Below are 25,356 nucleotides of genomic sequence, written 5' to 3'. Positions count from 1 at the left end.
TCAGCGGCTTGCCGGCGCGCGGCCGTAGAGCAGCAGCATGGCGACGATGACGACACCGTAGATGATCTGCCGCCCCGCCTCCGGCATCTGCATGACCGACAAGATGGATTGCAGCAACGTGATGAGGATGACACCGGCGACAGTGCCGAGATAGGAGCCGCGCCCGCCCAGGATCGAGGTGCCGCCAAGCACCACCGCGGCGATCGACGGCAGCAGATAAGCGTCGCCCATCGACTGCGCCGCCTTGGAGGCATAGCCGGCCAGAAGCACGCCGCCGAAAGCCGAGAGCCCGCCGGAGACGGCGAAGGCGATCATCACCACGCGCCTTGTGTCGATGCCGGAGAGATAGGCCGCGCGCTCGCGGTTGCCGATGCCGTAGACGGTGCGGCCGAAGCCGGTCCGCGTCAGCACGAACACCATCGCGGCCCCGATCAGCGCCCAGATGATGACGGCGTTGGGCACGCCCGGAATGGCGAAACCGGTCGCCAGGTAGCGCATCGCGCCCGTCGCCGAATCCTGCGGCGAGAAGCCGCCGGTGTAGACCACCATCAGCCCTTGCGCGACAGCGTTGGTGGCCAATGTGATGATCATCGAGGGGATGCGCAGATAGGCGACGCCGATGCCGTTGACGACGCCGATCAGCATGCCGCAGATGATGCCGAACGGGATGGCCAACGCCACGCCGACCGGGCCGTACGCCGCCGCGGCGCAGGCCATCATGGCGCCCGCCGCCACCGCCCACGGCACCGACAGGTCGATCTGGCCGAGCAGGATGACCAGCATCATGCCTGTCGCGATGACGCCGAGGAATGAAGCCACCTTGAGCTGCTGCAGGAGATATTCAGGCGACAGGAAGCTTCTGGAATAGAGGCTGCCGAAGAACAGCAAAAGCACGATGCAGGCAAAGGCCGTCAGCACCGCCGGATCGGCGCGGCGGATGAATCTGGGCATGCGGCCGGCAATGCCGCCAAGCGTCGTTTCGCTCACAGGAACCACTCCAGCCGGTTGCGGACCCGAAACAGGGCGAAGGCGCCGAGGCTGACGGCGACCAGCAGGATAACGCCCTGGAACAGCGGCTGCCAGAGCGGATCGAAATCGAAGACGAACAACAGGTCGCCGATCGTGCGGAAAGCCAGTGCGCCGAAGATGGCGCCGATGGCGCTGCCCTTGCCGCCGAACAGCGAAACCCCGCCGAGCACCACGGCGGCGATCGAAAACAGCGTGTAGGAGTTGCCGCTGGCATAGGCCGCCTCACCCGTATAGGTGAAGAAGGTCAGGAACAGTCCGCCGATCGCCGCCAGCAGGCCGGCCAGCGTGTAGGCGGCGAACTTGCCGCGCCGGATCGGCACACCCGACATGTAGGCCGCCGTCTCCGATGAGCCTGCCGCGTAGGCGGCGCGGCCAAGCACCGAGCGGCTGAACGGCACCCAGATCACCAGCACGATGGCCAGCAGCACGACGAGACTTGCCGGCACCACGCCGAACACACGGCCGGTCAGCGCATCGGCCAGGTCCTCATTGACCGAGCCGCCCGGAAATGGCCGCAGCAACAGGCCGATGCCGTAATAGACGGCGCCTGTGGCAATGGTGGCGACAATCGGCTGCAGCCGGCCATAGATGACGATGGCGCCGTTGATGGCGCCGCACAGCAGTCCCACCGCCAGCACGGCGATGACGCCGAGCGTCGTCTGCATCGGCGTTCCCACCACCAGCCACGAAGCCAGGCAGTTGGTGAGGAGAAAAATCATGCCGACGGACAGGTCGATGCCGGCGGTGATCACCACCAGCGTCTGCGCCATGGCGACGAAGGCGAGCAGCACGCCCTTGTTGGCCGCCGTCTGCACCACATTGGCGGTGAAGCCGGCCGGATGGTTCGAGGTGTAGATGACGAACATGACGATGAAGATGCCGAACGCCAGCAGCGTTCCGCGCTGCTCGGCCAGCCAGTAACGCCAATCCTTCATGCGCCCACTCCCAGGCCCACCGGGCTGTCCTCGCCATGGATGTTGAGCGCGCTTGATATCAGCGCCCGCTCGGTGATCTCGGCGCCGACCAGCTCGCGCTTGACCGCCCCGTCATAGAGCACCAGCACACGGTCGCAGCAGCCGATCAGCTCGTCATAGTCGGTCGAGTAGAACAGGATCGCCGCACCCGCGTCGGCCAGTTTGCGCATCAGCTGGTACAGCTCCTGCTTGGTGCCGACGTCGATGCCGCGCGTCGGATCGTTGAGCAGAATGATGCGCGGCTGGCGCATCAGCCATTTGGCGATGACCACCTTCTGCTGGTTGCCGCCCGAAAGCGCGCCGACCGGAATGTCGAGGCCCGCCGTCTTGATCGCCAAAAGGCCGACCATGTCGTCGATCAGCCGCTGCTCGGCGGCACGGTCGATGATGCCGGCTTTCGACAACCGGTCGAGGGCGGCGAAGGACAGGTTCTCGCGCACCGTCATCGGCAGCATCAGCCCTTCGGTCTTGCGGTCCTCGGGAATGAGCGCCATGCCGATGCCGTCGTCGCGCGCAACGGATGGACTGGTGATCGACACAGGCTTGCCGTCGATCAGGATCTGGCCGCTGAGGCCGCGCAGCACGCCGAAGAAGGCGAGCAGCAATTCGCGCTGGCCCTGGCCGTCGAGGCCGCCAAGGCCGACCACCTCACCTGCCCTGACGGTCAGCGAGATGTCGTGCAGCCGGTCGGCCCATGAGAGCTTGCGGGCCTCGAGCCTGGGGGCCGCGGCGGCAGGCACGGCCGTCGGCTTGGGCGGAAAGATATGGCTGTATTCGCGGCCGATCATCAGTTCGACCACCTCATTGTCACTCTTCGAGCCGGCTGGATAGCTGGCGACATTGCGGCCGTTGCGGAACACCGTGCACTGATCCGCCAGTTCGGCGATCTCGTTCATGCGGTGCGAGATGTAAAGCAGCGCCAGCCCTTCCGAGCGCAGCCGCTTGAGCACCGCGAAGATCTTCGAGACATCCGCGGCAGTCAGCGCGGAGGTCGCCTCGTCGAGGATGAGGATGCGCGGCTTGCGTGCCAATGCCTTGGCGATCTCGACCATCTGCCGGCGCGACAATGGCAGGTCCTTGACCAACGCCAGCGGGTGGATGTCGGCGGCGCCGGCACGAGCAAGTGCTTCTTCGGCGATGCGGCGTTGCGCCTTGCGGTCGATCATGCCGAAGCGTTTGGGCGGGTCGGAAATGACGATGTTGTCGGCAACGCTTAGCTCGGGGACAAGCGACAGTTCCTGGAAGATGCAGACGATGCCGGCCTTGTTGGCGGCACCCGGAGAAGCGAAGGTCGCCTCGCGCCCGTCCAGCGTCATGCGCCCCTCATCCGGCGCCACGACACCTGCCATGACCTTGATCAGCGTCGACTTGCCGGCGCCGTTTTCACCGAGAATGGCGTGAATGCTGCCGGCTTCGACAACAAGCTCGGCCTTCTCCAGCGCGCGTACACCGCCATAGCGCTTGGATATGCCTTCCATACGAAAGAGCGGAGCCGCACCGTCCATCGGCCCTCCCAGGGCGATTGTGGAATTGAGACAAACGCCGCGGCTCAAGCCGCGGCGCCAGGTGACAGCCAGCGATGATTTACTGGTTTTCCTTGGTCTGACCCATGATTTCCTGGGCGCTGAAATTGATGCCGCAGGTCGGGAAGGAATTGCCGACGAAGAAATTGTCGGATTCCTTGGGGAAGTAATCCGTGCCTTCCTTCATGTTCGGGTCTTCGGCGATCGCCAGCGGCAGCTTCACCTCTTGTGGCACGACTTCGCCTTCGAGTGCGGCGATCGCGGTCTTGATGGCGACGGCGACCTGAGCCGGGCCCGAGCCCGCGGACGAGCACTTCAGCCCGTCGGCTGAATGCGCGGCGCAGAACTTGCGGAAGCCGTTCTCGGTCTCGCCGCCAAACGGCACGAACGGATGCTTGGCGTCGATCATCGCCTGCACGATGCCCGTGTCGCCGCCCTGCCCGGTAATGCCGTCGAACGGACCGTTGGTGGCGATCGCATCCGCGGTCACCTTCTGTGCCACGCCGTCATCCCATTTGCCGGCGACTTCGGTCACGTCCCACTTCTTGCCGGACGCATCGAAGACCTCGTGGATGCCGTTGTGACGATCGGTGTCGACGGAGGTGCCGGCGACGCCGCGCACTTCCAGGATCTTGCCGCCGTTCGGTATCTTGCCGACCAGCCACTTGGCCCACAATTCGCCAAGACCCTTCTGATCGACATTGACGTTGATGGCGTCCTTGGTGTCGAGAATGTTGTCGAAGGCGACCAGCACGATGCCCGCTTCCTTGGCACGCTTGATGACCGGACCGAAGGCCGTCGGATTCTGGGCGTCGGTGACGATGGCGTCATAGCCGGAATCGATGAAATTGTTGATCGCCGAGATCTGTGCCGGCACGTCCTCGCCCGTCGAGACGACCTTGAATTCCTTGATCTTGGCTTTGACTTCAGGTTGCGCGGCGTAGGCCTTGGCCGTCTGCACCATCTGGATGCGCCAGGTGTTGGCGATATAGCCATTGGCGAAGGCGATGCGGAACGGCCCCTCCTTCTTGGGATATTTGAAGAATTTGGTCTCTGCGCTCCACGGCGCGAAACAGTCCGCCTGAGCGGCGGGACCCGACACGATTTCGGGTCCGGCGGCCATGGCGGCCGAATTGAGCATGACGAATGCAGTGGCGGCAACGACGCCACCAACAAGTGACTTGATCATCGATAATCCTCCCGATTGCAGTTCTGATTGTTCGTTTCGCAATGCGAATTTTCGCGCGATGGACCGGCACCTCCCGCCTCGCCATGCGCTTCCTCGCCGCCCGTGATGGCCGACCCGGTACCTCCCTTGTCGCCGCCAGCGGGGCGAAAACTATCATATTATCCATAATAAACAAGTATTAGTTGTCGCTTATGTATAATAAACAGGTGCGACCTGTCGTTCATGCACCTGCCTGGAGGAGATGGTAGCGCTACCAAATTGGCGTGTAAACCGGCATTCGCACAGTCGCTTCTGTGCGTTTCAACGCGCCGTGCTCTCGCGGCGCTTGAGCTCGAAACCGAGGTCTACGATCCGTTGCTCCGGTCTTTTACCGGCGATCGCAGCAAGCGCCATGGCGACGGCACGCCGGCCGATCTCATAACGATGGGTGCGGATGCTGGTGACCGAAGGAAACGCCACCTGCATCATGTCGAGATCGTTGAAACCGACGATGCCGATCGTCTTCGGCACCGCGATCGAGGCGCGATGGCATTCGAACAAGACGCCGAGCGCGATGTCGTCATTGTTGCAGAACACCCCGTCGAGTGTCGGCACCTTGGCCAGCGCGTCGCGGAACATCTCGCGGCCGAGCGACACGCTGGACAGCACCGGCGTGGTGGTGACGAGGCGCGGGTCGAACAGGCCCGCGGCCTCCATCGCCGCGCGATAGCCGGCAAGGCGCCGCTGCGAACGCGGATCCATGCGCGCGCCGATGAAGCCGATGCGGCGATAGCCGGCCTCGATCAGATGCTCGGTCGCCGCCCTCCCGCCATCGAGATGCGAGAAGCCGACCATCATGTCGACCGGATCGGGACCGGTTTCCATCACCTGCACCACAGGGCAGCCGGCACTTTCCAGCAGCTTTCGCGAAGCCGGCGTCTGATCGATGCCGGCGACGATCAGCGCCGCTGGCCGTTGCGAACCGAACAGCTGCAGCAGCCGCTCTTCCTCGAGGCCGGAATAGTGGGTGTTGCCAAGCTGGATGCGGAACGGGCTGGCCGACAGGCTGTCATAGATGCCGCGCACCACCTCGGCGAAGACGTTGTTGGTAAGCGACGGCACCAGCACGCCGAACACCTCGGCGCGCGCCGAGGCCAGCGCCCGGGCATTCGGGTCCGGCACGTAGCCCAGTTCGTCGACGGCGGCCTGGATCTGGCGGCGCAGCTCTTCGGAGACACGCTCCGGCTCGCGCAGGGCGCGCGACACGGTGATGGCGCCGACACCGGCCTTGCGCGCGACATCCGCGATGGTCGGCCGGCCGCCGCCCCGGCGCGTGCGCAGCTTGGTCAAAATCGAGTCCTCGCAAGATACAGATCGGAAGCCATCGCGCCCGCAGCCGTCATATGTTGTCAAAGTGGGATATTTATCCGCGCGCTTCCTTCTCGACGCTAGGTCAATGTCCGCTCCCCAAAGAGAAAAATCAGCAGAGAAAGAAGACCAAACGAGACTAAAAATCCGGCCCATGCTCCAAACAGGAGCTTGCGAAGCGATCGGAATTCGTCAGCAACAAGAAATCTGTTGAAACGGCTATTCCTGCGGCCGGCTCGCTCGCTCCAACCAAGTGATCTTTCCTCAGTAGTGTCTACAAGCGCCCCGGTTCTGCCGAGCACCAGGATAATCGAATAGAAAATTGCGGCGGCGCCTGCGAAGCATCCCGCGGTGCAGGCCCACACCGCTATTGTTAGAAGAATGGGCTTACCGTGAAGATCGAGATGCATTTTGTGCGCCCGGAATAAGGCTTAAGCTGCAACCGTCAATGATCGCCGCGACCGCCACAATAACAGAACGATAGCCAGTATATTCAAGATATTCCAGGCAATGCCGTTCAGGAACGCAGCCGCATAAGAACCGGTCAAATCGTAGATCCAGCCCGACATCCAGCCGCCGATCGCCATGCCGAAGATGGTCGCCATCATGACGATGCCGATACGCTGGCCGGCCTCGTTGGCCGGCATGTAATCGCGCACGATGATCGCGTAGCAAGGCACGATGCCGCCCTGCGACAGGCCGAACACCAGCGACACCACATAGAGCGAGGCAAGCCCGTCGAACGGGATGTAGAATAGCAGCGACAGGCACTGCAGGACCGAGCCGATCATCAATGTCCACACGGCGCCGATACGGTCGGCGAGGAAGCCGGACGCCAGCCGGCTGACGACGCCGCCCGCCATCATGATCGACAGCATGTCGGCGCCATGTGCGACGCCGTAGCCAAGGTCCATGCAATAGGCGACGATATGCACTTGCGGCATCGACATCGCCACGCAGCAGCCGAGCCCGGCGACGACCAGCAGCACCTGCAAGGCCGCCGGCGACAGCGAGATCGGCTGCACCGACCGGCTTCCGGGCGAACCCGCGACGGCCGCCGCCGGGGCACCGCGCCGCAGCATCAGCACCAGCGGCACCATTGTCACCAGGCAGAAGATGCCGATTGCCGCATAGGTGAAGCGCCAGCCCTCCGCCTTCATCAGCGTCGGCATGATGGTCGGCCACAACGCCCCGGCAAGATAATTGCCGGCCGCCGCCGCCGTGACCGCAACACCGCGACGGCGGTTGAACCAGTGCGAGATATCGGCGATCAGCGGCCCGAAGATCACCGACGTGCCGATACCGATCAGCACTCCCTGGGCAAGCGTGAATTGCAGGATCGAGGTCGATAGCGCCGCGAGCAGCAGGCCGGCGGAAAGCGCAATCGAAGAGATCAGCGCCGGGATCCAGTAACCCATCCGGTCGATGGCGCGGCCGACCAGCACGTTGCCGGCGGCGAAACCGACCATGGTCGCCGTGTAAGGCATGGACGCCGCGGCGCGGTCGACGCCGAACTCGGCCTGCACGGCGGGTAGCACGACGACGACAGCCCACATGCCCACGGCGCCGATCGTCGCCAGCAGCATCGAGATGGCAAGCCGCATCCACGCATAGGAGCTGTCGATGCCGGGGCCGGGCTGGAGGCTGTCGGTTCGGGTCAAGGCGTTTCCTGTCGGCGGTCTCGGAGATCGGCTGCCGTTTGCGCCACTATCGGCGCATTCTCAGGCCGCAGCAGCGCCACAGCGGGCAAATCCGTGGCTCCAGAGCCAGGGCGGAACCGATGCCGATGTGCGGAGTTTCCCGGCAACCACCCCGCAAAGGAGTCCTGCGATGACCGCCACCAGGAAAAAATGGTCGGCCGAGGTGACCGAGCACAGCAACGCAATGGATCTTGAGGATCACGTCTTCGAATCCGACGACGCCAGGAAGATCGCCGCCTCGCTGAAACGATCCGCCGAACACAGCCACAGGCGCAAGGCCGAGCCTTTTCAATCCGCCATGTCGATGCTGAATTTTTACATCAACCGCGCCGGCAAGAACTTGCCTGCCGCGCGCAAAAAAGTGCTTGAGGACGCCAAGGGCGAGCTGCGCAGCGCCTTCGGACGTGACAAGGATGATTAGCGGCCGGTCCGGCCCTACCGGGCGCGGATGACGCCGTCTGTGTTGGCGAGCAGTTTGCGCACAGCATTGCGCGCCGCGTCGGGGCGCTGCAGGCGGATGTTCTTCTCGATCGCCTCGTGCAGCCTCTGCGCGTGGTTGAGATCGTCGATCTCCCGCGTCGTATAGGCAAAGAGGTGATCGAACGCGGACTCGATCAGCACGCCGAGCGGCACCAGAAGGTCGTTGCCCGAAGCCCGCAGGATGGCGAGATGGAAGCGCGTGTCGGCGCGGGTCCGCTCCTGCAGGCTCGTCGCCGCGCCCATCTCACGGCAGGCCAGGCTGATCTCGGCCATTCGCTCGTCGGTTCTTCGCATGGCGGCGAACGCGGTCGCTTCCGGCTCGATGATGTGGCGGAATTCCTGCACGGTCTTGAGGAACACTTCGCGGTCCGGCGACGTCGCGTACCAGGCCAGCACATCGCGATCGAGCAGGTTCCACCGTTCCTTCGGCTCGACCCAGCTGCCGATCTTGGGACGTGAGGCCAAAAGGCTCTTGGCCATCAGCATCTTGATCGCTTCGCGCACCGCCGAGCGGCTGACGCTGAAGGTCTCCGACCATTTCGCTTCATTGGGCAGGATGGTGCCAGGCGGATAATCGCCGCGCACGATCCTGAGGCCAATTTCACTGGCCAGCGAGGCGTGGACGCTGGAGCCGGGAATACGCGCGGCGTCCGCCCGGCGAACGCCGCCCGGACGGTCCCCGGAGGCCGCTTTCCCCAACGATTCTTCCTTGTTCGGCTTCGCGTCCCGCATGGGGTCCAGAAAGTCCGTATTGAGCAGGCTGTCAAGCGCGGCAAGCGGCTTGCATCGCAAAGCTGCCCGCTGTGCACAGATCAGCCCCGATCCGCCGCTTGATTGGCATCTCGATATTCAGGTCAGGCCGAGCCGAGAATGATGGATTTCGAGAACCGGAGCGCAGCGTACTTTTGGGTACGTAAGCACCGGCCTATGCCGACCGTAGCCTTGACTGTCACCGTCCCTCATAAGTGCTTCGGCCGGCGAAGGCCGGAAGCGCAGAAAGCCGTCATTCGCAGGCCGGCATCACCTGAATGTCGACATGCCTAGGCCTGCTTGACGTATTTGCGCCAGCTATGCTCCGGGCGGAAGCCCAGCACGTCACGCGCCTTGCGGTTGGAGAGCAGCGTCTCGTATTCGCCGAGTTCGGCCTTGACCGGCACGCCGGGGTAGAACCGCTTCAAGAGTTCGGCTGTCGGCAGGTCGGACGAGGTGTCGTCATTGGCCGCGTTGAACACCTGAGAGCCGAGCCCGTCCTTCTCTATGGCGCGCAGCGTGATCTGGCCAAGGTCGCGCGCGTCGACATAGCTCCAGGCGATGCGCTTGCGGAAACCCGGATCGGCGAACCATTTCGGAAACAGCGAATATTCGTGCGGCTCGATGACGTTGCCGATGCGCAGGGCATAAATGTCGGTGCCGTTGCGCTGCGCGAAGGCCCGCGCCGTCTTCTCGTTGACGACCTTGGACAAGGCATAGCTGTCCATCGGATCGACGTCATACTCCTCGTCGAGCGGGAAATATTTTGGATCGCGCGGCTCGTTGGCGAAGACCAGCCCATAGGTGGTCTCGCTGGAGGCGATGATTACCTTTCGGATACCGAGCTTAACTGCCGCCTCGATGACATTGTAGGTGCCGAGCGCATTGATGCGGAACACCTCGTTGTCGGTGGTGATCATGATGCGCGGGATGGCGGCGAAATGCACCACCGCTTCGACCGGCTGCGGACGCAGCGAGGGGTCGAATTCATGCAGGCCCATATAGCTCGACAGGGCGTTGAACACCTGCCCGCTGTCGGTGATGTCGGTGATCAGCGTGCGCACCTTGGGGTTGTCGAGCGGCTTGGTGTCGATGTTGAGCACCTGGCAGCCTTGCTCGACCAGATACTGGACGACATGGCGTCCGGCCTTGCCGCTGCCGCCGGTGAACATGATCCGCTTCGTCATTTTGCTCTCCACATCCTCAGGAATTTATGTGTATTGTCAGACAATATCGCCATCCGCAACCACCCACGCCTGCAAAACGGCAGCGCCTGACATCAATCATTGCAACAGGACTTGAAGACATGAACACGACTGCCGCGAGCGAAAAGATCGGCTTCATCGGGCTTGGCCTGATGGGCCACGGGATCGCCAAGAACATCGTCGACAAGGGCTACAGCCTGACCTTTCTCGGCCGCAAGAACCGCAAGCCGGCGGAAGACCTGCTTGGCCGCGGCGCCACCGAAGCATCGACCTCGCGCGATGTGGCGGCGGCATCGACAATCGTCTTCATCTGCGTCACCGGTTCGCGCGAGGTCGAAGCCATCATTCGCGGCCCGGGCGGCCTCAAGGAGGGTTTGAAGAAAGGTTCCGTCGTCGTCGACTGCTCGACCTCCGACCCCGTCTCGACCATTGCGCTTGCCGCTGAACTCAAGGCGCTCGGCATCGATTTTGTCGACGCACCGCTCAGCCGCACGCCGAAGGAAGCCTGGGAAGGCACACTCGACGCCATGGTCGGCGCGCCGGACGCCCTCTTTGCCAGGGTGAAACCGGTAATCGAAACCTGGGCCGGCCGCATCGTCCATATCGGCGACACCGGCGATGGCCATCGCATGAAGCTGCTCAACAATTTCATCTCGCTCGGCTACGCCGCGATCTATTCCGAGGCACTGGCACTGGCTGAGAAGGTCGGCATCTCGCCGCCGCGCTTCGACAGCGTCATCCGCAATGGCCGTATGGATTGCGGCTTCTACCAGACCTTCATGCGCTGGACGCTGGAAGGTGACCGCGACGCGCACAAATTCACCATCGCCAATGCCTTCAAGGACCTGACCTATCTGGAATCGATGGCGGGTGCGGCCGGCATTGCCAACCCGCTCGGCAACGCCACCAAGAACGCCTTCGCCGGTGCTCATGCAACCGGCCCGGCCGAGCAATTCGTACCGATGCTGGCAACGCATATCGGCAAGGTGAACGGCGTCGACCTGATGCCGATGAAGGATGGCAAGAAGCAGACCATTTAACCGATTGCCCAACGCAGGCGCCGATCACCGCCTCCAGCGCCCGATCCCTTCATCGGTATCCGCAAGCAGCTTGTGCACGGCGTTGCGCGCGGCGGCTGGGCGCTGCAGGCGGATGTTCTTTTCGATTGCCTCATGCAGCTTCTGCGCCTGGCGCTGATCGGCGACCTGCTGTGTCGTGAATGCGAAGAGATGGTCGAGCGCCGACTCGATCAACACGCCGAGCGGCACAAGGAGGTCGTTGCCGGAGGCGCGCAGGATGGCCAGATGAAAGCGCGTATCGGCGCGGATACGCTCCTGCAGGCTCAAGGCCTCGCCCATCTCGCGGCAGGCCTGGCTGATTTCCGCCATTTGCTCGTCACTGCGCCGTATGGCGGCAAAGGCCGATGCTTCCGGCTCGATGATATGACGAAACTCCTGCACGGTTCGCAGGAACGCCTCGCGGTCGGGCGCCGTCGCGTACCAGGCCAGCACGTCGCGGTCGAGCAGGTTCCAGCGCTCCTTCGGCTCGACCCAACTGCCGATCTTGGGGCGTGAAGCCAACAGGCTTTTCGCCATCAGCATCTTGATGGCTTCGCGCACCGCCGAACGGCTGACATTGAAGATCTCGGCCCATCTGGACTCGTTGGGCAGGATGGTGCCGGGCGGATAGTCGCCACGCACGATCCGCAGGCCAATCTCGCCGGCCAGCGAGACATGGACGCTCGCTCCCGCAAAATGCGCGGCACCGGCCTTGCGCATGACAGCCGGGCCGTGGCTGGCTTGTGCCTTGGCCCGGTCGGTTCGCTTGCTTGACTTCTCGTCCGGCATCCACGTTCCAATGCGTCGACCGTCTGTCGTCCGGACTGGTCCGAACCGCACGGGCGCCGATCTCGTTGCCGAAAAATCCAGATCACGGGCGCAGCAAAGCCGGAGCCGGTAGCCCCAACCATTGCGTCCGTTCGGGAATTATCGCTTCCGTCCAGGAATGACGGGGCGCCCGCAGCCGGGCGCCCCGAAATCGAGTACCTACTTCTGGATGCAGGTGTCGACCGTATCCTTGGTGCACTCGTCGAGGCCGGTGAACACCGGATCGGCGACCGCCTTGCCTTCGATCAGGTCGATCATCACCGACGGTGCCTTGTAGCCCATTTCGAACGGCCGCTGGCCGACCAGAGCCGTTACAAGGCCATCACGAGCGATCGCAATCTCGTCGCCGATCGTGTCGGCGGCGCCGATGACGAAGTCGTTGCTGGCGATCCGGTCCTTGAGCGGTCCGAACAGATCGCGATAGGGCTGCGGCGCGCCGAACAGCGGCCAACCGCCCATGATGCCGAAGGCGTCCAGCTTGGGGTTGGCGGCGAGGATGTCGGTCATCGCCTGCACGCCCTTGGCGCCATCGTCATTGGTGAACACCGGGCAGCCGGCGACTTCGGTCCAGCCACCTTCACCGGCAAGTGCGGCGAGGCCCTCCTTGCCCGACAGTGCGTCACGCATGCCTTGCGCACGGCGCAGGATGTTGTCGGCTGCCGGGTTGCCTTCGATGGTGCAGATCGTGCCACCATTCGGCTTGCCCTTCTTGATGTACTCGCCGATCTTCTTGCCCATCAGGTAATTGTCGGTACCGAGATAGGTCTTGCGAAGGCCTGCGTCTTCCTTGCTGAGATCGGCGTCGACCGTCATGATCGGGATCGACGGATTGGCACTCTTGATCGTCTGCGCGATCAGCGGCGCGTTGGACGGCGAGATCGCCATCGCCACCGTGTCGGCCTTGCTCAGCATGTCCTGGACGATCTGCGCCTCGCCGGCCTCGTCCGAAGTCGACGCCGGACCGGTGTAGAAGCATTCATATTCCGAGCTGGCGTTTTCCTTGTTCCATTTCTCGCAGCCCTGGTGGATGGCCTCGAAGAACGGATTGTCGAGACCTTTCACGACAATGACGAGCTGTTTCTTGGCCAAAGCCGGCCCGGCACCCAACGCCATGGCGGCGACGGCGGCGAGCAAAAGTGTTTTCCTCATGTCAGTCCTCCCTTGAAACAAACGGACACGGCGTGCCCGCCATACAGATCGACCGGATGCGTGATGACCGAGGGTCGTTTCGCGAGCGCTCGTGTCGCCAGGACAGATCGATAAGCATTTCCAGATTCGGCTTCAGATCAGCTCACACACAGGTGCCGCCGGATCCTGGACCGTCAAACCTCCGCCAATTCCGGCCGGCGAACCGCCAGCGGGGATCGGCATAATCTCCTCCGACGCTTAGCTAATATCGGCTTGGCGCCAACGTCAATGCTATTTGTCCTACAAAACGGATTTTTAAAATAGTCCTGGCCCAATTCGTCCGACAATTGATTGACGTGCGCCGGCTTTTGCGTAAAAGAACGCTAACGCCGTCTTCGGGAGGAGCCGGGGAGAGCGAGGCCAAGCAGCGTCGGCATCCACGCCGGTAACAGCTGCAGGTCGCAAAGCACGGGGAGGCAAAGGCTGGTGGCGGTTCTCGAACTCACCAACATCTCAAGGCATTTCGGCGCTATCCAGGCCGTCAACGACGTTTCGCTGTCGATCGAGCCCGGACAGGTGGTCGGCCTGATGGGCGACAACGGCGCCGGCAAGTCGACGCTGGTCAAGATGATCGCTGGCAATTTCCGCCCGAGCCATGGCACCATGCACATGGACGGCAAGGAATTGATCCTGCACAAGCCGGCGGAAGCCCGCCAGCACGGCATCGAGATCGTCCACCAGGACCTTGCACTCTGCAACAATCTGACTGCCGCCGCCAATGTCTATCTCGGCCGTGAGTTGCGGCGCGGCGTCGGGCCGTTCCGTATCCTCGACTATGCCTCGATGTACAAGCGTGCCGGCCAGCTCTTCGCCGAATTGAAGTCCGAGACCCGTCCGCGCGACCTCGTCAAGCAGATGTCGGGCGGCCAGCGCCAGGCGGTGGCGATTGCCCGCACCATGCTGTCGCAGGCCAAGATCGTGCTGATGGACGAACCGACGGCGGCGATCTCGGTGCGCCAGGTCGCCGAAGTGCTGAACCTCATCCGCCATTTGCGCGATCAGGGCATCGCCGTCGTGCTGATCAGCCACCGCATGCCCGACGTGTTCACCGTCGCCGACCGCGTCATCGTCATGCGGCGCGGGCGCAAAGTCGCCGACAAGACGATTGCGTCGAGCTCGCCCGAGGAAGTCACCGGGCTGATCACCGGCGCTATCGAACAGGTTTGATTTCAAGCGAATTCCACCACGCACAGCAGATGAAGGTCGACGATGGCACTGACAATTGACCAGCCGATCGAGCATAAGCAGCAATCCTTGGCCGCGAGACTGTTTGCCAGCCAGACTTTCTGGGTGGTGATCGCGGTCATCCTTGCCTGCGTGTTCCTGTCGTTTGCCACCGACGCTTTCGCCACCTCGAAGAACCTCTACAACATCACCCGCAACATCACCTTCGTCGCCATCATCGCGCTCGGCATGACCTTCGTCATCATCACCGGCGGCATCGACCTGTCGGTCGGCTCGGTGCTGTGCCTGTCGTCGATGGTGCTGGCCGTCACCATGCATGCCGGCTACTCGATCGAGGTCGGCATCCTGGCCTCGATTGCCACCGCGCTCGCCATTGGCGCCTTCAACGGCGTGCTGATCGCCTATCTCGGCTTTCCACCCTTCGTGGTGACGCTCGGCATGCTGTCGATCGCCCGAAGCCTCGCCATGGTCGCCTCCAACAACACGGTGGTCTTCCAGTTCGGGCCGGACCATGCCAAGCTTCTGTCATTGGGCGGCGGCGCCTGGGTGTTCGGCATCGCCAACCCGGTGCTTTACATGATCCTTCTGGCGCTGATCACCGGCTTCATCCTGCGCTGGACCAAGTTCGGCCGCCATATCTTCGCCATCGGCGGCAATGAGCACGCGGCAACGCTGACCGGCGTTCCGGTGCGCCAGATCAAGGTTGCCGTCTACATGATCTCGGCGCTGTCGGCGGGCATTGCGGGCATCATCCAGACCGGCTGGCTGGGTGCCGTCACCACCAATCTCGGCACCGGCATGGAGCTGCAGGTAATCGCCGCCACCGTCATCGGCGGCGCCAATCTGGCCGGCGGCGTCGGCACCGCCTTCGGCGCCATCGTCGGCGCGGCCCTGATCGAGGTGATCCGCAACAGTCTCGGCCTGCTCGGCATCAATGCGTTCTGGCAAGGCGTCTTCATCGGCGGCGCCATCCTGCTGGCGGTGCTGTTCGACCGCATCCGCAATTTCCGCCGCAGCGACTAGAACCATGATCCCGAAAAGTGGAAACCGGTTTTCTCGGACAAACGGAACCGTTTGTCCGGAGATCATGGTCAAACAAAAGACGGTTTGATGGCCAACTCCCTGTTCAGCCTCGAGGGCCGGCTGGCGCTGGTGACCGGCTCCGGCCAGGGCATCGGCTTCGCGCTGGCTCGGGGCCTGGCCGAACATGGGGCAAGCGTGGTGCTGAACGGCCGCGACGCCGCCAGGATCGACAGCGCCGTCGAAAAGCTGCGCAACGCCGGCTTCAAGGCGCACGCCTCGGTATTCGACGTCACCGATTTTCAGGCGGTCAACGAGGACATTGCCCGCATCGAGGCCGAGATCGGCGCCATCGACGTCCTCATCAACAATGCCGGCATACAATTCCGCGCCCCGCTCGAGGACTTTCCCGAGGAGCAATGGGAGCGCCTGTTCAAGACCAATGTGTCGGGCGCCTTCCATGCAGCCAAGGCGGTCGCCCGCCACATGATCCCGCGCCGCAAGGGCAAGATCATCAACGTCGGTTCGGTGCAGAGCGAACTGGCAAGGCCGAACATCGCGCCCTACACCGCCACCAAGGGCGCGATCCGCAACCTGACAAGGGGCATGTGCGCCGATTGGGCCAAACACGGCCTGCAGATCAATGCAATCGCGCCCGGCTATTTCCGCACCGAGATGAACCAGGCGCTGGTCGACAATCCCGAATTTTCCGCCTGGCTGGAAAAGCGCACGCCGGCCGGGCGCTGGGGCAATGTCGACGAGTTGATCGGCGCCGCGGTGTTCCTTGCCTCCGACGCCTCGTCCTTCGTCAACGGCCATACGCTGTATGTCGATGGCGGCATGACGGCTTCGGTTTGAGGTTGGCAATTCTCCCGACCGCTATTCGTTCCAGTGCGTATCGCTCAGTCTGAAAATCCGGCCTCACTGGCCGTCATTCGCCCTCGCCGCCCGCGCGCGTCTTGACGCGGCCCCGAACTCGGCCGCACAATCCCCACTGCAGGCGAAGGGAGGCCAGTCGCCTGCGGGAGGATATACCCATGACGGAAGCGATCAGGCTCTATTGGGGCCGGTTCGGACATGTTTCTATCCTGAATGTCGCAAGCGACTTCGTCACCCATGCCCATGTCGAGGCCCATCTCATCATCTGGCTGGAAGGTACGGCCGGCGAAATGACCATCGGCCGCGAGACCGTCCGGCTTGGACCTGGAACGGCCGCCGGCATCAACTCCTTCCAGCCGCACAGCCATGTTCTGTCGCAAAACGGGACGCCCGGTCTGTTTCTCGCCTTCTACGTCGATCCCGACTGGGCGCGGCGCCGCCGCGACCTGCCTTCGTCGGCGCCGCTGTTTTCACAAGCCGCGATCACGCTGGAACCGTGGCTGCATCAGGCCGCCGCCAATCTGCTCGACCACCTCAGCGACAATGAGAGCGTCGACGACATCGCCAACTACGAGATCGAGCGTTTCATCGATAGCGTGCTCGACGCCGCCGACGCCTCGGCGCCGCAGGAGGGCCGTGTCCGCATCAACACCATGCAGGATTTTCGTGTCCGCAAGGCAATCCAGCTGATGAAGGCCAATGTCTGCGAGCGCATCTGCTTCGACGACGTGGCGCGCAGCGTCGGGCTGTCGCGACCGCATTTCTTCGCTTTGTTCAAGGAACAGACCAATCTGACGCCCAATGTCTACTGGAACACGCTGCGCATGGAGGAAGCGGTGCGGCAGCTGCAATGGTCGCAGGAACCGCTGATCTCGGTCGCCTGCAATCTCGGCTTCACCACGCAGGGCAATTTCTCGCGCTTCTTCCGCGACCATGTCGGCGTGCCGCCGACGCTCTACCGCGAGGCCGCGCGGGCGATCGCCTGAGCCAGCCGCCCTTTTTTCAGACTCCCTGCCCTTTTTCAGACTCCTTGATAGGCGCTCAAGACGCATTGATAAGCGTCGCTGAAATGGCCGCCCTACCCTTGCACCGGATCGCTCTTGCAAGGGAACATTTTGAATGGCCAAAGTCACCATCTCCAGCGTCATCGACGCGCCGGTCGAAAAGGTCTGGGCGCGCATACGCGACTTCAACGGGCTGCCGGACTGGCATCCGCGCATGGTGGAAAGCCACATTGAAGACGGCAAGGATGCCACCACAATCGGCTGCGTGCGCAATTTCCAGCTCGCCAGCGGCGCCCGCCTGCGCGAAAAGCTGCTCGACTTCTCCGATCAGAATTTCCTGGTCAGCTACTCCATCCTCGAGACGCCGCAGCCGCTGACCAACCACAAGGCGACCCTGCAGCTGCGGCGCGTGACCGATGGCGACCGCACCTACGCCGAATGGACCGCCAGCTTCGACGCCGCCCCCGAGGAGGCAGACAAGCTGGCCGAGGGCATGGGCGCCAATGTCTTTCAGGGCGGCTTCAACGCCCTGAAAAGCCATTTCGCCGGCCAGAGCTGACAGGAGCCAGACCATGGCGCTGGCACTGCAGACTTTTGCAACGGTGAAAGACGCGAACGCGGCACTGAAGGCGGCCGGCACTCGCTATCTCGGTGGCGGCACGCTGGTCGTCCGCGCGGCCAATGAAGGCGATGTTTCGGTATCCGGCCTTATCAGGTCGACCGAGCCGTCTTTGTCCACCATCGCCGTTGCCGGCGATAAAGTCCGCATCGGCGCTTCGGTGACCATGGCGGCGATCGCCGGCCATCCGGGGCTCGGCACGCTCGCCAAGGCCGCCCGCGCCGTCGGTGGCCCGGCCATCCGCAACATGGCGACCGTCGGCGGCAATCTTTTTGCCCCGAGCCCGTATGGCGATTTCGCTGTTGCCCTGCTGGCGCTCGATGCGACGGTCAGCACCGATGACGGCGAAACACCGATCGAGACTTTTCTGGCCAATCGGGGCGGCAGCCGCGTCGTCGTCACTTCCGTGAGCTTCACGCTTCCGAAGGCCGACAGTTTCCGCTTCCTGAAAGTGTCGAGGGTCAAGCCCAAGGGCGTCTCCGTGCTCAGCATAGCCGGTGCTCTGGAACTGTCGTCGGATGGCTCCGTGACCTCGGCGCGGATCGCGCTCGGCTGCATGGCGGATCGGCCCATGCGCGCCAGGGCGGCGGAAAAAGCGCTGATCGGCCGAACGCTGACCGCTGACGGCATCGCGCCGGCCTTGGCCGCGGCCGGTGATGGCACCTCGCCCATCACCGACCCGATCGCCAGCGCCTGGTATCGCGCCGAAGTCCTGCCGGTTCATCTCGGCCGGTTGCTGCTCGCATAATATTTGTTCGGGGGCGCGCGTCTGTCCGCTGGTTCGGGCAGGCGCGCAAGGAGGAAAACATGGCAAAGATCCCGGTTCAGTTCACGCTCAACGGTTCTGAAAAGGCCGAATTTATCGATAGCGGCACGACGCTGCTGCACGCCTTGCGCGACAAGATCGGTGACACCTCGCCGAAGGGCGGCTGCCATCAGGGCACTTGTGGTGCCTGTTCGGTCATCATCGACGGCGAACTCCGGCTCTCCTGCCTGACGCTGGCCGAGACCTGCAATGGTGCAACCATCACCACGACATCCGGTCTTGCGGAAGGCGGCGTGCTGCACCCGTTGCAGCGGGCCTTCCTCGACACGTTCGCCACGCAATGCGGCTTCTGCACGCCGGGCATGATCATGGCGGCCAAGGCGCTGCTCGACCACACGCCCAATCCCAGCCGCGACGAGGTGGTCGAGGCGCTGTCGGGCAACATCTGCCGCTGCACCGGTTACGAGCCGATCATCCAGGCGGTGCTGACCGCCGCCCGCGCCAATTCGCAGAACGCGGCCTGAAGGGTCCAAAACAATGGAACTGCGCAAGAACTACTTCGCCGATGTCCGCAAGGACGATCTGCACGAGATCGGCCAGCCCCGGCCGCGCTCGGATTCGCCCGGCCATGTCACCGGCAAGACCGCCTTTTTCGCCGACCGCAATTTCCCCGGCATGCTGCACCTGAAGATGGTGCGCAGCCCGCATCACCATGCCCGCATCCGTTCGATCGACACCTCGGAGGCGGAAAAACATCCGGGCGTGGTGAAAATTCTGACCGCCAAGGACGTGCCGCACAATGTCTACACCATCCTGATCCTGATCCAGATCGGGCCGGAGGACGAGACGGTGCTTGCCGACGGCAAGGTGCGCTGGAAGGGCGAGGCCGTGGTGGCGGTTCTGGCCGAAACCGAGCGCGCGGCACAAGAGGCCGCAGCCAAGGTCAAGGTCGACTATGAGGTGCTGCCGGCCGTCTTCGACATGGAAGAGGCGCTGAAACCCGACGCGCCGCTGGTCAACGAATATCACGGCCAGAATTGTTACCTCTATGATAGCGGCGAGTGCCGTAAGGTGCGCTTCGGCGATGTCGAGGCGGGCTTCGCCGGCGCCGACCACATACTGGAGCAGAGCTACCAGTCTTCGCCGATCGAGCACGCGCCGACCGAGACCACCGGCTGCGTGGTGGCGCCCGAGGGCAATGACCGCTTCACCTGCTACACCAACACGCAGGCGATGTTCTTCACGCTCGACAACACCTCGATCATCCTGCAGATGCCGGGCAGCAAATTGCATTTCGTCGGCGGCACAGTCGGCGGCGGTTTTGGCGGCAAGGTCGACGTCATCGTCGAGCCGATCGCCATCCTCGGCGCAAAACTAACAGGACGACCAGTCTGTTTTATCTACAGCCGCGAGGAGGAGATGCAGATCTCGTCGCCGCGCGCCGCTGAAAAGGTCGTCATCAAGGACGGCGTCATGAAAGATGGCCGCATCGTCGCGCGCAAGGTCACCGGATACACCGATGCCGGCGCCTATTCGCGCCACTCGCCCTATGGCGCGCAGAAGGGCGCGGGGCATTATCCCGGCCCCTACACTATTCCGAACGTCTGGATCGACACCTACTGCGTCTACACCAACCGCACGCCGTCGTCGGCCATGCGCGGCTTCGGCGTCACCATCGGCGATTTCGCGCTGGAGGTGCAGATGGACAAGCTGGCGCGCCTGATCGGCATGGACCCGCTCGAATTCCGCTTCATCAACGCCTATCGCGACGGCGATATGAAGGCGCACCGCCAGCCGACAGAGGGCGCCGCGCTGATCGAATGCATGCAGGAAGCCTCGCGCGCCGCCAACTGGCCGGTGGCGGAAAAGTACCTGGCGATGTCCTCCTACGTGAAGGGAGCTTGAGATGGCGATCAGGCGCGGACGCGGCGTTGCCGCGATCAACTATCCCACCGGCATGAACCTCGGCGGCGACCCGACGCAGGCGCTGGTGCACTCGACGCCAACAGGCAATTTCATGGTGACATTGTCCTCCGTCGATCTCGGCCAGGGCATGAAGCAAATCATGGCGCAGATCTGCGCCGAGACCATCGGCGTGCCGACAGACCGCGTCGTCGTCGACACCGCCGACACCGACACCGGCCCGCACTGCATGGGCACCTTCGCCTCGCGCGGTACGCACCGCGCCGGCAACGCCGTCATCCAGGCGGCAAGGGAAGCGCGGCAGGTGATGCTGGAAGTGGCCGCCGAGGAACTGGAGGTGAACGCCTCCGACCTCGACACAGACGGCCAGGGCAACATCCTGGTCAAGGGCGCACCGCAAAAGTCGATCTCGATCTTCGATGTAGCGCTGTCGGCGCATTTCAAGCGCGGTCGCTCGATATCGGGCCGCGGCATGTTCCTGATCCCGCGCTCCTATCCCGAGAAAGAAACCGGCGCGATGAAGCCGTCAACCTGCTACGCGCATGCCTGCACCGTGGCCGAGGTCGAGGTTGACGACGAGACCGGCGAAGTGACGGTGCTGACGGTGAAGAACGTCTTCGAGATCGGCCGCGCGCTGAATCCGAAAATGGTCGAACAGCAACTGGTCGGCGGTTCGTGGATGGGCATCAGCCATGCGCTCTATGAGACGACCGAGCCCTATTATCCCAACCGCGACCATGGCGGCACGGACTTCAACCAGTATCTGATGCCCGGCCCCGGCGATCTCGCCGAGACCGAAATCATCGTGCTGGAGCGTCCCTCGGCGGACGGGCCATACGGCGCCAAGGGGCCGGGCGAAATGTGCGCCAACCCGCAGATCCCCGCCGTCGCCAATGCCGTCTTCGACGCTGTCGGCGTGCGCATCGACACGCTGCCGATCACGCCGGAGCGCATCCTGCGCGCGCTGAAGGCGCAAGCGGCGAATTGAGGGCTGGAATGAACGGGACAAGCACCGAGACTGTCGCGACCTCACCGGAGGCTGTGGCGCAGCATCTGGCCGCCTCGCGCTATCTGGCGGATGAGAGCCTTTCGACGGCCATCTTCCTGGCGATTCGACTGGGCAAGCCGCTGCTGCTTGAAGGCGCACCGGGCGTCGGCAAGACGGAAGCCGCCAAGGCGATCGCGCAACTGCTCGGCCGCGATCTGGTGCGGCTGCAATGCTACGAAGGCATCGACGCCGCACACGCGCTCTACGAATGGAATTATCAGCGCCAGCTGCTGGCCATCCGCCATGCCGGCGAGCACGAGGTAGACATCTATGACGACCGCTTCCTGATCGCCCGGCCGCTGCTGCAGGTGCTGAAAGCGCCCGAGCAGCGCGTGCTGCTGGTCGACGAGATCGATCGCTCGGACCACGAATTCGAGGCGCTGCTGCTGGAGTTCCTGTCCGATTTCCAGATCAGCATTCCCGAGCGCGGCACCATCCGCGCCACCGCACAGCCGATCGTCATCCTGACCTCCAACCGCACCCGCGAGCTCGCCGAGGCGCTGCGCCGCCGCTGTGTCTACCACTGGATCGGCTATCCCGACGCCGAGCGCGAGGCCGCCATCATCATGCTGCGCGCCGGCAATGTGGCTGAAGCAACGGCGCGCGCCGTGGCGGCGGCCGTGCAGACCATTCGCGCCCGCCCACTGGCCAAGCCCCCCGGCATCGCCGAGGCCGTCGAATGGGCCAATGCCGCCACCATCCTGGAGAAAGGCGGCAGCCCGTGGCCGGAAGCCTTCCGCCGCGCCATCGGCGTGCTGATCAAGGACGAGGAAGACCTTTCCTACATCGCACCGGAGCTTGGCCGGATCGTCGAGGAGGCGCTGGCGTGACGCGGGAGGTCATTTTGCAATGCTGGCGGGAGAGCGCCCCCCTCTGCCCTGCCGGGCATCTCCCCCTCAAGGGGGGAGATCGGATGTCATCCCCGCTTTCGCTAATCGCTGACGTCGCCGAACAGAGCGAAGCGCCGAAGCTGCCAATCTCCCCCCTTGAGGGGGAGATGTCCGGCAGGACAGAGGGGGGCGACACAGAATGATGCGGGAAACAAGCCTCCCCCGCGCCGCCTCGCCATTCCTGGGTTTTGCCAGGCTCTTGCGCCGCTACGGCTTTGCCATAGCCCCCGAGCAAGTCTCCGGCTTCATGCAGGCGGTGACGTTGCTCGGTCCACGCTCGATGGCCGACATCCGCGAGGCGGCCCTCGCCACCCTGGCGCCGCCGCCCGACCGCCGCGACGAATTCGAAGCGCATTTCCAGAGCCATTTCTATGGCAACAGGTCCGCCGTGGTCGAAGGCGACGCCGACGAGGAAACCCGCATCAAGGATGATGGCGGTGCGAGCCAGGAAGAGATCGAGGTCATCAGCCATCAGGAAGGTGGCGAACTCTCTTCCGGCGCCGAACAACTGAGTACCCGCGATTTCAAGCGCGACGACGACAACCTTGCCGCTTTCCGCCGCAGGCTCGCTTCAGCCTTGCCCGCCCGCCGCTCGTTCCGCACCGTGCGCACGCATTCGCGCGGCAAGCTCGATCTGCGCCGGTCGCTGCGGGAAATCGTCAGCGCCGATGGCGACGTGCCCTCGCCGCTGCTGCGCCGCCGCCAGACCGTGCCGCGCAAGCTGCTGCTGCTGATCGACGTTTCCGGCTCGATGAAGCTGCACACCGCAGACTATCTCAAGCTGGCGCATGCCGCCGTGCAAGGTGCCGACCGCGCCGAAATCTTCACCTTCGGCACGCGGCTGACCCGCATCACCACGGCATTGCGCATCCGCGACCGCGACCAGGCATTGGCCCGCGCCGCTGCCCAGGTCAACGATTGGGACGGCGGCACCCGGATGGGGCCGACGCTGCTCGCTTTCCTCTCGGTGCCGCGCTTTTCAGCCTTTGCACGCGGTGCCGCTATCGTCATCCTATCCGACGCGCTGGAACGCGGCGATCATGCCGAGTTGGAGACAGCCATGCGGCGGCTGAGCGCCCGCGCCTTCCGGCTGTCGCTGGCTACACCTTTGGCCGGCGACCCGCGCTTCCGGCCGGCAACGGCGGCACTTCGCGCCATCCTGCCTGACCTCGACGATCTCGTCGACGGCTCGTCGCTTGCCGGTCTCACCGATTTCATCCTGTCGCTCGCCCGCCCTGCTCCGGCGGCGGCGACAATCTGGAAGAGGGTTTCATGATGCAGAAAACCATCGACGCACATTTTCACATCTGGCGCCAACAGGACCAGCCATGGCTGGTCGGACCGATGGTGCCGCGCATCTTCGGCCCCTACGAACCGATCCGGCGCGACTATCCGATCGAGGAATTTCTCGAAGACCAGAGGGATTCAGGCGTCGAGAAGGCCGTCTACGTCCAGACCAACTGGGCCAAGGAGGATTTCGAGAAGGAAGTCGCTTTCCTGCAGAAGACGTCCGACGAAACCGGCTGGCCGCATGCCATCGTCGGCTACACCGACATGACCGTCGACGATATCAGGCCTCAGATCGATCGCTTGATGAAATACAAGCTGCTGCGCGGCGTGCGCATGCAGTTGCACTGGCACGAGACCCCGGCCTTCCGCTTCGCCGCCTCCGCCGATCAGGTGATCGACCCGAAAGTGCGCGCCAATGTGGCGCGGCTCAAGGATTATGGCCTGTCCTTCGACCTGCAGCTCTTCCCCGCCCAGATGAAGGACGGCCTGACGCTGGTCGGCGAGAACCCCGAAACGAATTTCATCCTCACCCATGCAGGCATGCTGACCGGCATGGAACCGGAAACCACCGAGGCCTGGAAGGCAGGCCTGCAAACGCTGTCGGCGGCGCCCAATCTTTACGCCAAGCTGTCGGGCCTCGGCACCTTCGTCCACCGCAACGATCCCCTGCTGATCGCCTATGTCGTAGACAACGCGATCGATATCCTGGGCGCCGACCATCTGATGTTCGGCTCGAACTTCCCGATCGAGAAGCTGTGGACCAGCCACGCTGAGCTGATCAAGGCGCACCGCGACGCGGTGGCCAAGCATGGTGCGGTGGCCGAGGCGGATATCTTCTGGAACACGGCGGAGAAGGTTTACCGGCCGGTGTGACGCCTCACTTCACCTCGAACTGCGGATCGACTGGAATCTGCATCGCCGTCACCAGATGGTTGGTCTGGCCGGCGAGCCCGATGATCGACACCAGTTCGCCATGCTGCGCATCGGTCATGCCCTTGGCGCGGGCTGCCGCCGTGTGCGAGTGGACGCAGTAGGAGCAGCCATTGGCGGTCGACACCGCGATGTAGATCATCTCCTTGGTCAGCGGATCGATGGCGCTGTCGGCGACCATCACCACCTTCAACTGTTCCCAGATCCGCTTCAGCGCCGGAGGATCATTGGCCAGCCCGCGCCAGAAATTGTTGACGAAATCAGATTTGCGCGTCGCGCGGATGTCGTCGAACACGGCTTTCACGGCGGGAATCTTTTCGACCTCGGCATCGCTGAGGAGTTTTGTGGTGGCCATGGGGTTTTTCCTTCGTTGGATCGTTGCGTGAATTGAATCAGGTCTTGAGCAATTGCGGCCAATCCACTCGTCCGATTCACTTTTCCAGCGCCGGCGTCTAGATTCAGGTCAGGCCGAGTCGAAAATGGTGAGTTCCGAGAACCGGAGCGGAGCGTACTTTTCGTACGTGAGCACCG

At 63.6% G+C, this 25,356-nt stretch carries 26 protein-coding genes; 14 read left to right on the top strand and 12 right to left on the bottom strand.

Translation table 11 applies throughout. The features are described from left to right. The 7 genes from A9K65_RS16600 to A9K65_RS16570 all read right to left on the bottom strand — a co-directional run bounded on the left by A9K65_RS16600 (position 1) and on the right by A9K65_RS16570 (position 7,723). Positions 1-987 carry an ABC transporter permease gene (locus tag A9K65_RS16600; protein WP_013530866.1) on the bottom strand — a complete coding sequence of 329 codons (987 nt, stop codon included), beginning with the start codon at positions 985-987 and terminating at the stop codon, positions 1-3. After that, the gene (locus A9K65_RS16595) at positions 984-1,964 is read right to left on the bottom strand and encodes an ABC transporter permease (protein ID WP_013530865.1); all 981 of its coding nucleotides are present in this window, start codon (positions 1,962-1,964) and stop codon (positions 984-986) included. The genes A9K65_RS16600 and A9K65_RS16595 overlap by 4 nt, the downstream gene beginning before the upstream one ends. Continuing rightward, positions 1,961-3,508 (bottom strand): sugar ABC transporter ATP-binding protein, encoded by a 1,548-nt coding sequence (locus A9K65_RS16590; protein ID WP_027160690.1) that lies wholly within the window; start codon positions 3,506-3,508, stop codon positions 1,961-1,963. The genes A9K65_RS16595 and A9K65_RS16590 overlap by 4 nt, the downstream gene beginning before the upstream one ends. 79 nt (positions 3,509-3,587) lie before the next feature. Beyond that, entirely contained in the window at positions 3,588-4,715 is a 1,128-nt protein-coding gene (locus tag A9K65_RS16585) for a sugar ABC transporter substrate-binding protein (protein ID WP_013530863.1), read from the bottom strand. A gap of 300 nt (positions 4,716-5,015) precedes the next feature. Then, positions 5,016-6,044 (bottom strand): LacI family DNA-binding transcriptional regulator, encoded by a 1,029-nt coding sequence (locus tag A9K65_RS16580; protein ID WP_064993865.1) that lies wholly within the window; start codon positions 6,042-6,044, stop codon positions 5,016-5,018. A 98-nt stretch (positions 6,045-6,142) separates the two neighbouring features. After that, positions 6,143-6,472, bottom strand: coding sequence for a hypothetical protein (locus tag A9K65_RS16575; RefSeq protein ID WP_027160692.1), 330 nt, complete (start codon positions 6,470-6,472; stop codon positions 6,143-6,145). A gap of 21 nt (positions 6,473-6,493) precedes the next feature. Continuing rightward, complete coding sequence (locus A9K65_RS16570; protein ID WP_064993866.1) at positions 6,494-7,723, bottom strand: MFS transporter; 1,230 nt, start codon at positions 7,721-7,723, stop codon at positions 6,494-6,496. Between the two features lie 169 nt (positions 7,724-7,892). Between A9K65_RS16570 and A9K65_RS16565 the strand changes: the two genes are divergently transcribed. Continuing rightward, entirely contained in the window at positions 7,893-8,183 is a 291-nt protein-coding gene (locus tag A9K65_RS16565; RefSeq protein WP_027160693.1) for a DUF3175 domain-containing protein, read from the top strand. Positions 8,184-8,197: 14 nt separating this feature from the next. On the opposite strand, the gene A9K65_RS16560 is transcribed toward A9K65_RS16565, so the two are convergent. Together A9K65_RS16560 and A9K65_RS16555 are read right to left on the bottom strand one after the other, a co-directional pair. Next, on the bottom strand, positions 8,198-8,974 hold the full coding sequence (locus tag A9K65_RS16560; protein ID WP_064994051.1) for a FadR/GntR family transcriptional regulator: 777 nt from the start codon (positions 8,972-8,974) through the stop codon (positions 8,198-8,200). Between the two features lie 308 nt (positions 8,975-9,282). Further along, positions 9,283-10,179, bottom strand: coding sequence for an NAD(P)-dependent oxidoreductase (locus A9K65_RS16555; protein WP_064993867.1), 897 nt, complete (start codon positions 10,177-10,179; stop codon positions 9,283-9,285). 119 nt (positions 10,180-10,298) lie between these two features. Between A9K65_RS16555 and A9K65_RS16550 the strand changes: the two genes are divergently transcribed. Beyond that, positions 10,299-11,237 carry an NAD(P)-dependent oxidoreductase gene (locus A9K65_RS16550; RefSeq protein ID WP_013530857.1) on the top strand — a complete coding sequence of 313 codons (939 nt, stop codon included), beginning with the start codon at positions 10,299-10,301 and terminating at the stop codon, positions 11,235-11,237. A gap of 24 nt (positions 11,238-11,261) precedes the next feature. Here the strand turns inward: A9K65_RS16550 and A9K65_RS16545 are convergent, their stop codons facing one another. Beyond that, a complete protein-coding gene (locus tag A9K65_RS16545) occupies positions 11,262-12,044 on the bottom strand; it encodes a FadR/GntR family transcriptional regulator (RefSeq protein ID WP_013530856.1) in 783 nt (260 codons plus the stop codon). Positions 12,045-12,242: 198 nt separating this feature from the next. Continuing rightward, positions 12,243-13,232, bottom strand: coding sequence for a sugar-binding protein (locus A9K65_RS16540; RefSeq protein ID WP_013530855.1), 990 nt, complete (start codon positions 13,230-13,232; stop codon positions 12,243-12,245). 465 nt (positions 13,233-13,697) lie between these two features. On the opposite strand from A9K65_RS16540, the gene A9K65_RS16535 reads away from it, so the two are divergent. The 12 genes from A9K65_RS16535 to A9K65_RS16475 all read left to right on the top strand — a co-directional run bounded on the left by A9K65_RS16535 (position 13,698) and on the right by A9K65_RS16475 (position 24,768). Further along, positions 13,698-14,438, top strand: coding sequence for an ATP-binding cassette domain-containing protein (locus A9K65_RS16535; protein WP_013530854.1), 741 nt, complete (start codon positions 13,698-13,700; stop codon positions 14,436-14,438). A gap of 42 nt (positions 14,439-14,480) precedes the next feature. Next, the gene (locus A9K65_RS16530; protein ID WP_013530853.1) at positions 14,481-15,479 is read left to right on the top strand and encodes an ABC transporter permease; all 999 of its coding nucleotides are present in this window, start codon (positions 14,481-14,483) and stop codon (positions 15,477-15,479) included. An 87-nt stretch (positions 15,480-15,566) separates the two neighbouring features. Then, positions 15,567-16,334 carry an SDR family oxidoreductase gene (locus tag A9K65_RS16525; RefSeq protein ID WP_013530852.1) on the top strand — a complete coding sequence of 256 codons (768 nt, stop codon included), beginning with the start codon at positions 15,567-15,569 and terminating at the stop codon, positions 16,332-16,334. Between the two features lie 179 nt (positions 16,335-16,513). Next, a complete protein-coding gene (locus A9K65_RS16520) occupies positions 16,514-17,341 on the top strand; it encodes an AraC family transcriptional regulator (protein ID WP_064993868.1) in 828 nt (275 codons plus the stop codon). 133 nt (positions 17,342-17,474) lie between these two features. Further along, a complete protein-coding gene (locus A9K65_RS16515) occupies positions 17,475-17,918 on the top strand; it encodes an SRPBCC family protein (RefSeq protein ID WP_013530850.1) in 444 nt (147 codons plus the stop codon). Positions 17,919-17,931: 13 nt separating this feature from the next. Next, complete coding sequence (locus A9K65_RS16510) at positions 17,932-18,726, top strand: FAD binding domain-containing protein (RefSeq protein WP_064993869.1); 795 nt, start codon at positions 17,932-17,934, stop codon at positions 18,724-18,726. A gap of 59 nt (positions 18,727-18,785) precedes the next feature. Further along, positions 18,786-19,268, top strand: a complete 483-nt coding sequence (locus tag A9K65_RS16505) for a (2Fe-2S)-binding protein (protein WP_027160699.1) — start codon at positions 18,786-18,788, stop codon at positions 19,266-19,268. 13 nt (positions 19,269-19,281) lie between these two features. After that, entirely contained in the window at positions 19,282-20,649 is a 1,368-nt protein-coding gene (locus tag A9K65_RS36505; protein WP_064993870.1) for a xanthine dehydrogenase family protein molybdopterin-binding subunit, read from the top strand. Position 20,650: 1 nt separating this feature from the next. Further along, the gene (locus A9K65_RS36500) at positions 20,651-21,655 is read left to right on the top strand and encodes a molybdopterin cofactor-binding domain-containing protein (RefSeq protein WP_064993871.1); all 1,005 of its coding nucleotides are present in this window, start codon (positions 20,651-20,653) and stop codon (positions 21,653-21,655) included. Between the two features lie 8 nt (positions 21,656-21,663). After that, positions 21,664-22,545, top strand: a complete 882-nt coding sequence (locus A9K65_RS16490; protein ID WP_064993872.1) for a MoxR family ATPase — start codon at positions 21,664-21,666, stop codon at positions 22,543-22,545. A 199-nt stretch (positions 22,546-22,744) separates the two neighbouring features. Then, positions 22,745-23,881, top strand: coding sequence for a VWA domain-containing protein (locus A9K65_RS16480; protein WP_064993874.1), 1,137 nt, complete (start codon positions 22,745-22,747; stop codon positions 23,879-23,881). After that, on the top strand, positions 23,881-24,768 hold the full coding sequence (locus A9K65_RS16475; protein WP_064994052.1) for an amidohydrolase: 888 nt from the start codon (positions 23,881-23,883) through the stop codon (positions 24,766-24,768). Before A9K65_RS16480 ends, A9K65_RS16475 begins: the two co-directional genes overlap by 1 nt. 4 nt (positions 24,769-24,772) lie before the next feature. Here A9K65_RS16475 and A9K65_RS16470 read toward each other — a convergent pair whose 3' ends face one another. Beyond that, a complete protein-coding gene (locus tag A9K65_RS16470; RefSeq protein WP_063172539.1) occupies positions 24,773-25,180 on the bottom strand; it encodes a carboxymuconolactone decarboxylase family protein in 408 nt (135 codons plus the stop codon). Between the last annotated feature and the right edge of the window lie 176 nt (positions 25,181-25,356).

The organism is Mesorhizobium sp. WSM1497 (assembly GCF_001672455.2).
GTDB classification, from domain to species: domain Bacteria; phylum Pseudomonadota; class Alphaproteobacteria; order Rhizobiales; family Rhizobiaceae; genus Mesorhizobium; species Mesorhizobium ciceri.
This window is presented reverse-complemented; position numbering and strand designations above follow the sequence as displayed.

Excerpts from the sequence above, each read along its gene's own strand:
- A9K65_RS16525 (WP_013530852.1), top strand. The coding sequence starts at position 15,567 with ATGGCCAACTCCCTGTTCAGCCTCGAGGGCCGGCTGGCGCTGGTGACC.
- A9K65_RS16590 (WP_027160690.1), bottom strand. The coding sequence starts at position 3,508 with ATGGACGGTGCGGCTCCGCTCTTTCGTATGGAAGGCATATCCAAGCGC.
- A9K65_RS36500 (WP_064993871.1), top strand. The coding sequence starts at position 20,651 with ATGGCGATCAGGCGCGGACGCGGCGTTGCCGCGATCAACTATCCCACC.
- A9K65_RS16565 (WP_027160693.1), top strand. The coding sequence starts at position 7,893 with ATGACCGCCACCAGGAAAAAATGGTCGGCCGAGGTGACCGAGCACAGC.
- A9K65_RS16470 (WP_063172539.1), bottom strand. The coding sequence starts at position 25,180 with ATGGCCACCACAAAACTCCTCAGCGATGCCGAGGTCGAAAAGATTCCC.
- A9K65_RS16530 (WP_013530853.1), top strand. The coding sequence starts at position 14,481 with ATGGCACTGACAATTGACCAGCCGATCGAGCATAAGCAGCAATCCTTG.
- A9K65_RS16510 (WP_064993869.1), top strand. The coding sequence starts at position 17,932 with ATGGCGCTGGCACTGCAGACTTTTGCAACGGTGAAAGACGCGAACGCG.
- A9K65_RS16475 (WP_064994052.1), top strand. The coding sequence starts at position 23,881 with ATGCAGAAAACCATCGACGCACATTTTCACATCTGGCGCCAACAGGAC.
- A9K65_RS16585 (WP_013530863.1), bottom strand. The coding sequence starts at position 4,715 with ATGATCAAGTCACTTGTTGGTGGCGTCGTTGCCGCCACTGCATTCGTC.
- A9K65_RS16545 (WP_013530856.1), bottom strand. The coding sequence starts at position 12,044 with ATGCCGGACGAGAAGTCAAGCAAGCGAACCGACCGGGCCAAGGCACAA.
- A9K65_RS16560 (WP_064994051.1), bottom strand. The coding sequence starts at position 8,974 with ATGCGGGACGCGAAGCCGAACAAGGAAGAATCGTTGGGGAAAGCGGCC.
- A9K65_RS16520 (WP_064993868.1), top strand. The coding sequence starts at position 16,514 with ATGACGGAAGCGATCAGGCTCTATTGGGGCCGGTTCGGACATGTTTCT.
- A9K65_RS16505 (WP_027160699.1), top strand. The coding sequence starts at position 18,786 with ATGGCAAAGATCCCGGTTCAGTTCACGCTCAACGGTTCTGAAAAGGCC.
- A9K65_RS16480 (WP_064993874.1), top strand. The coding sequence starts at position 22,745 with ATGATGCGGGAAACAAGCCTCCCCCGCGCCGCCTCGCCATTCCTGGGT.
- A9K65_RS16595 (WP_013530865.1), bottom strand. The coding sequence starts at position 1,964 with ATGAAGGATTGGCGTTACTGGCTGGCCGAGCAGCGCGGAACGCTGCTG.
- A9K65_RS16555 (WP_064993867.1), bottom strand. The coding sequence starts at position 10,179 with ATGACGAAGCGGATCATGTTCACCGGCGGCAGCGGCAAGGCCGGACGC.
- A9K65_RS16575 (WP_027160692.1), bottom strand. The coding sequence starts at position 6,472 with ATGCATCTCGATCTTCACGGTAAGCCCATTCTTCTAACAATAGCGGTG.
- A9K65_RS16540 (WP_013530855.1), bottom strand. The coding sequence starts at position 13,232 with ATGAGGAAAACACTTTTGCTCGCCGCCGTCGCCGCCATGGCGTTGGGT.
- A9K65_RS36505 (WP_064993870.1), top strand. The coding sequence starts at position 19,282 with ATGGAACTGCGCAAGAACTACTTCGCCGATGTCCGCAAGGACGATCTG.
- A9K65_RS16490 (WP_064993872.1), top strand. The coding sequence starts at position 21,664 with ATGAACGGGACAAGCACCGAGACTGTCGCGACCTCACCGGAGGCTGTG.
- A9K65_RS16515 (WP_013530850.1), top strand. The coding sequence starts at position 17,475 with ATGGCCAAAGTCACCATCTCCAGCGTCATCGACGCGCCGGTCGAAAAG.
- A9K65_RS16550 (WP_013530857.1), top strand. The coding sequence starts at position 10,299 with ATGAACACGACTGCCGCGAGCGAAAAGATCGGCTTCATCGGGCTTGGC.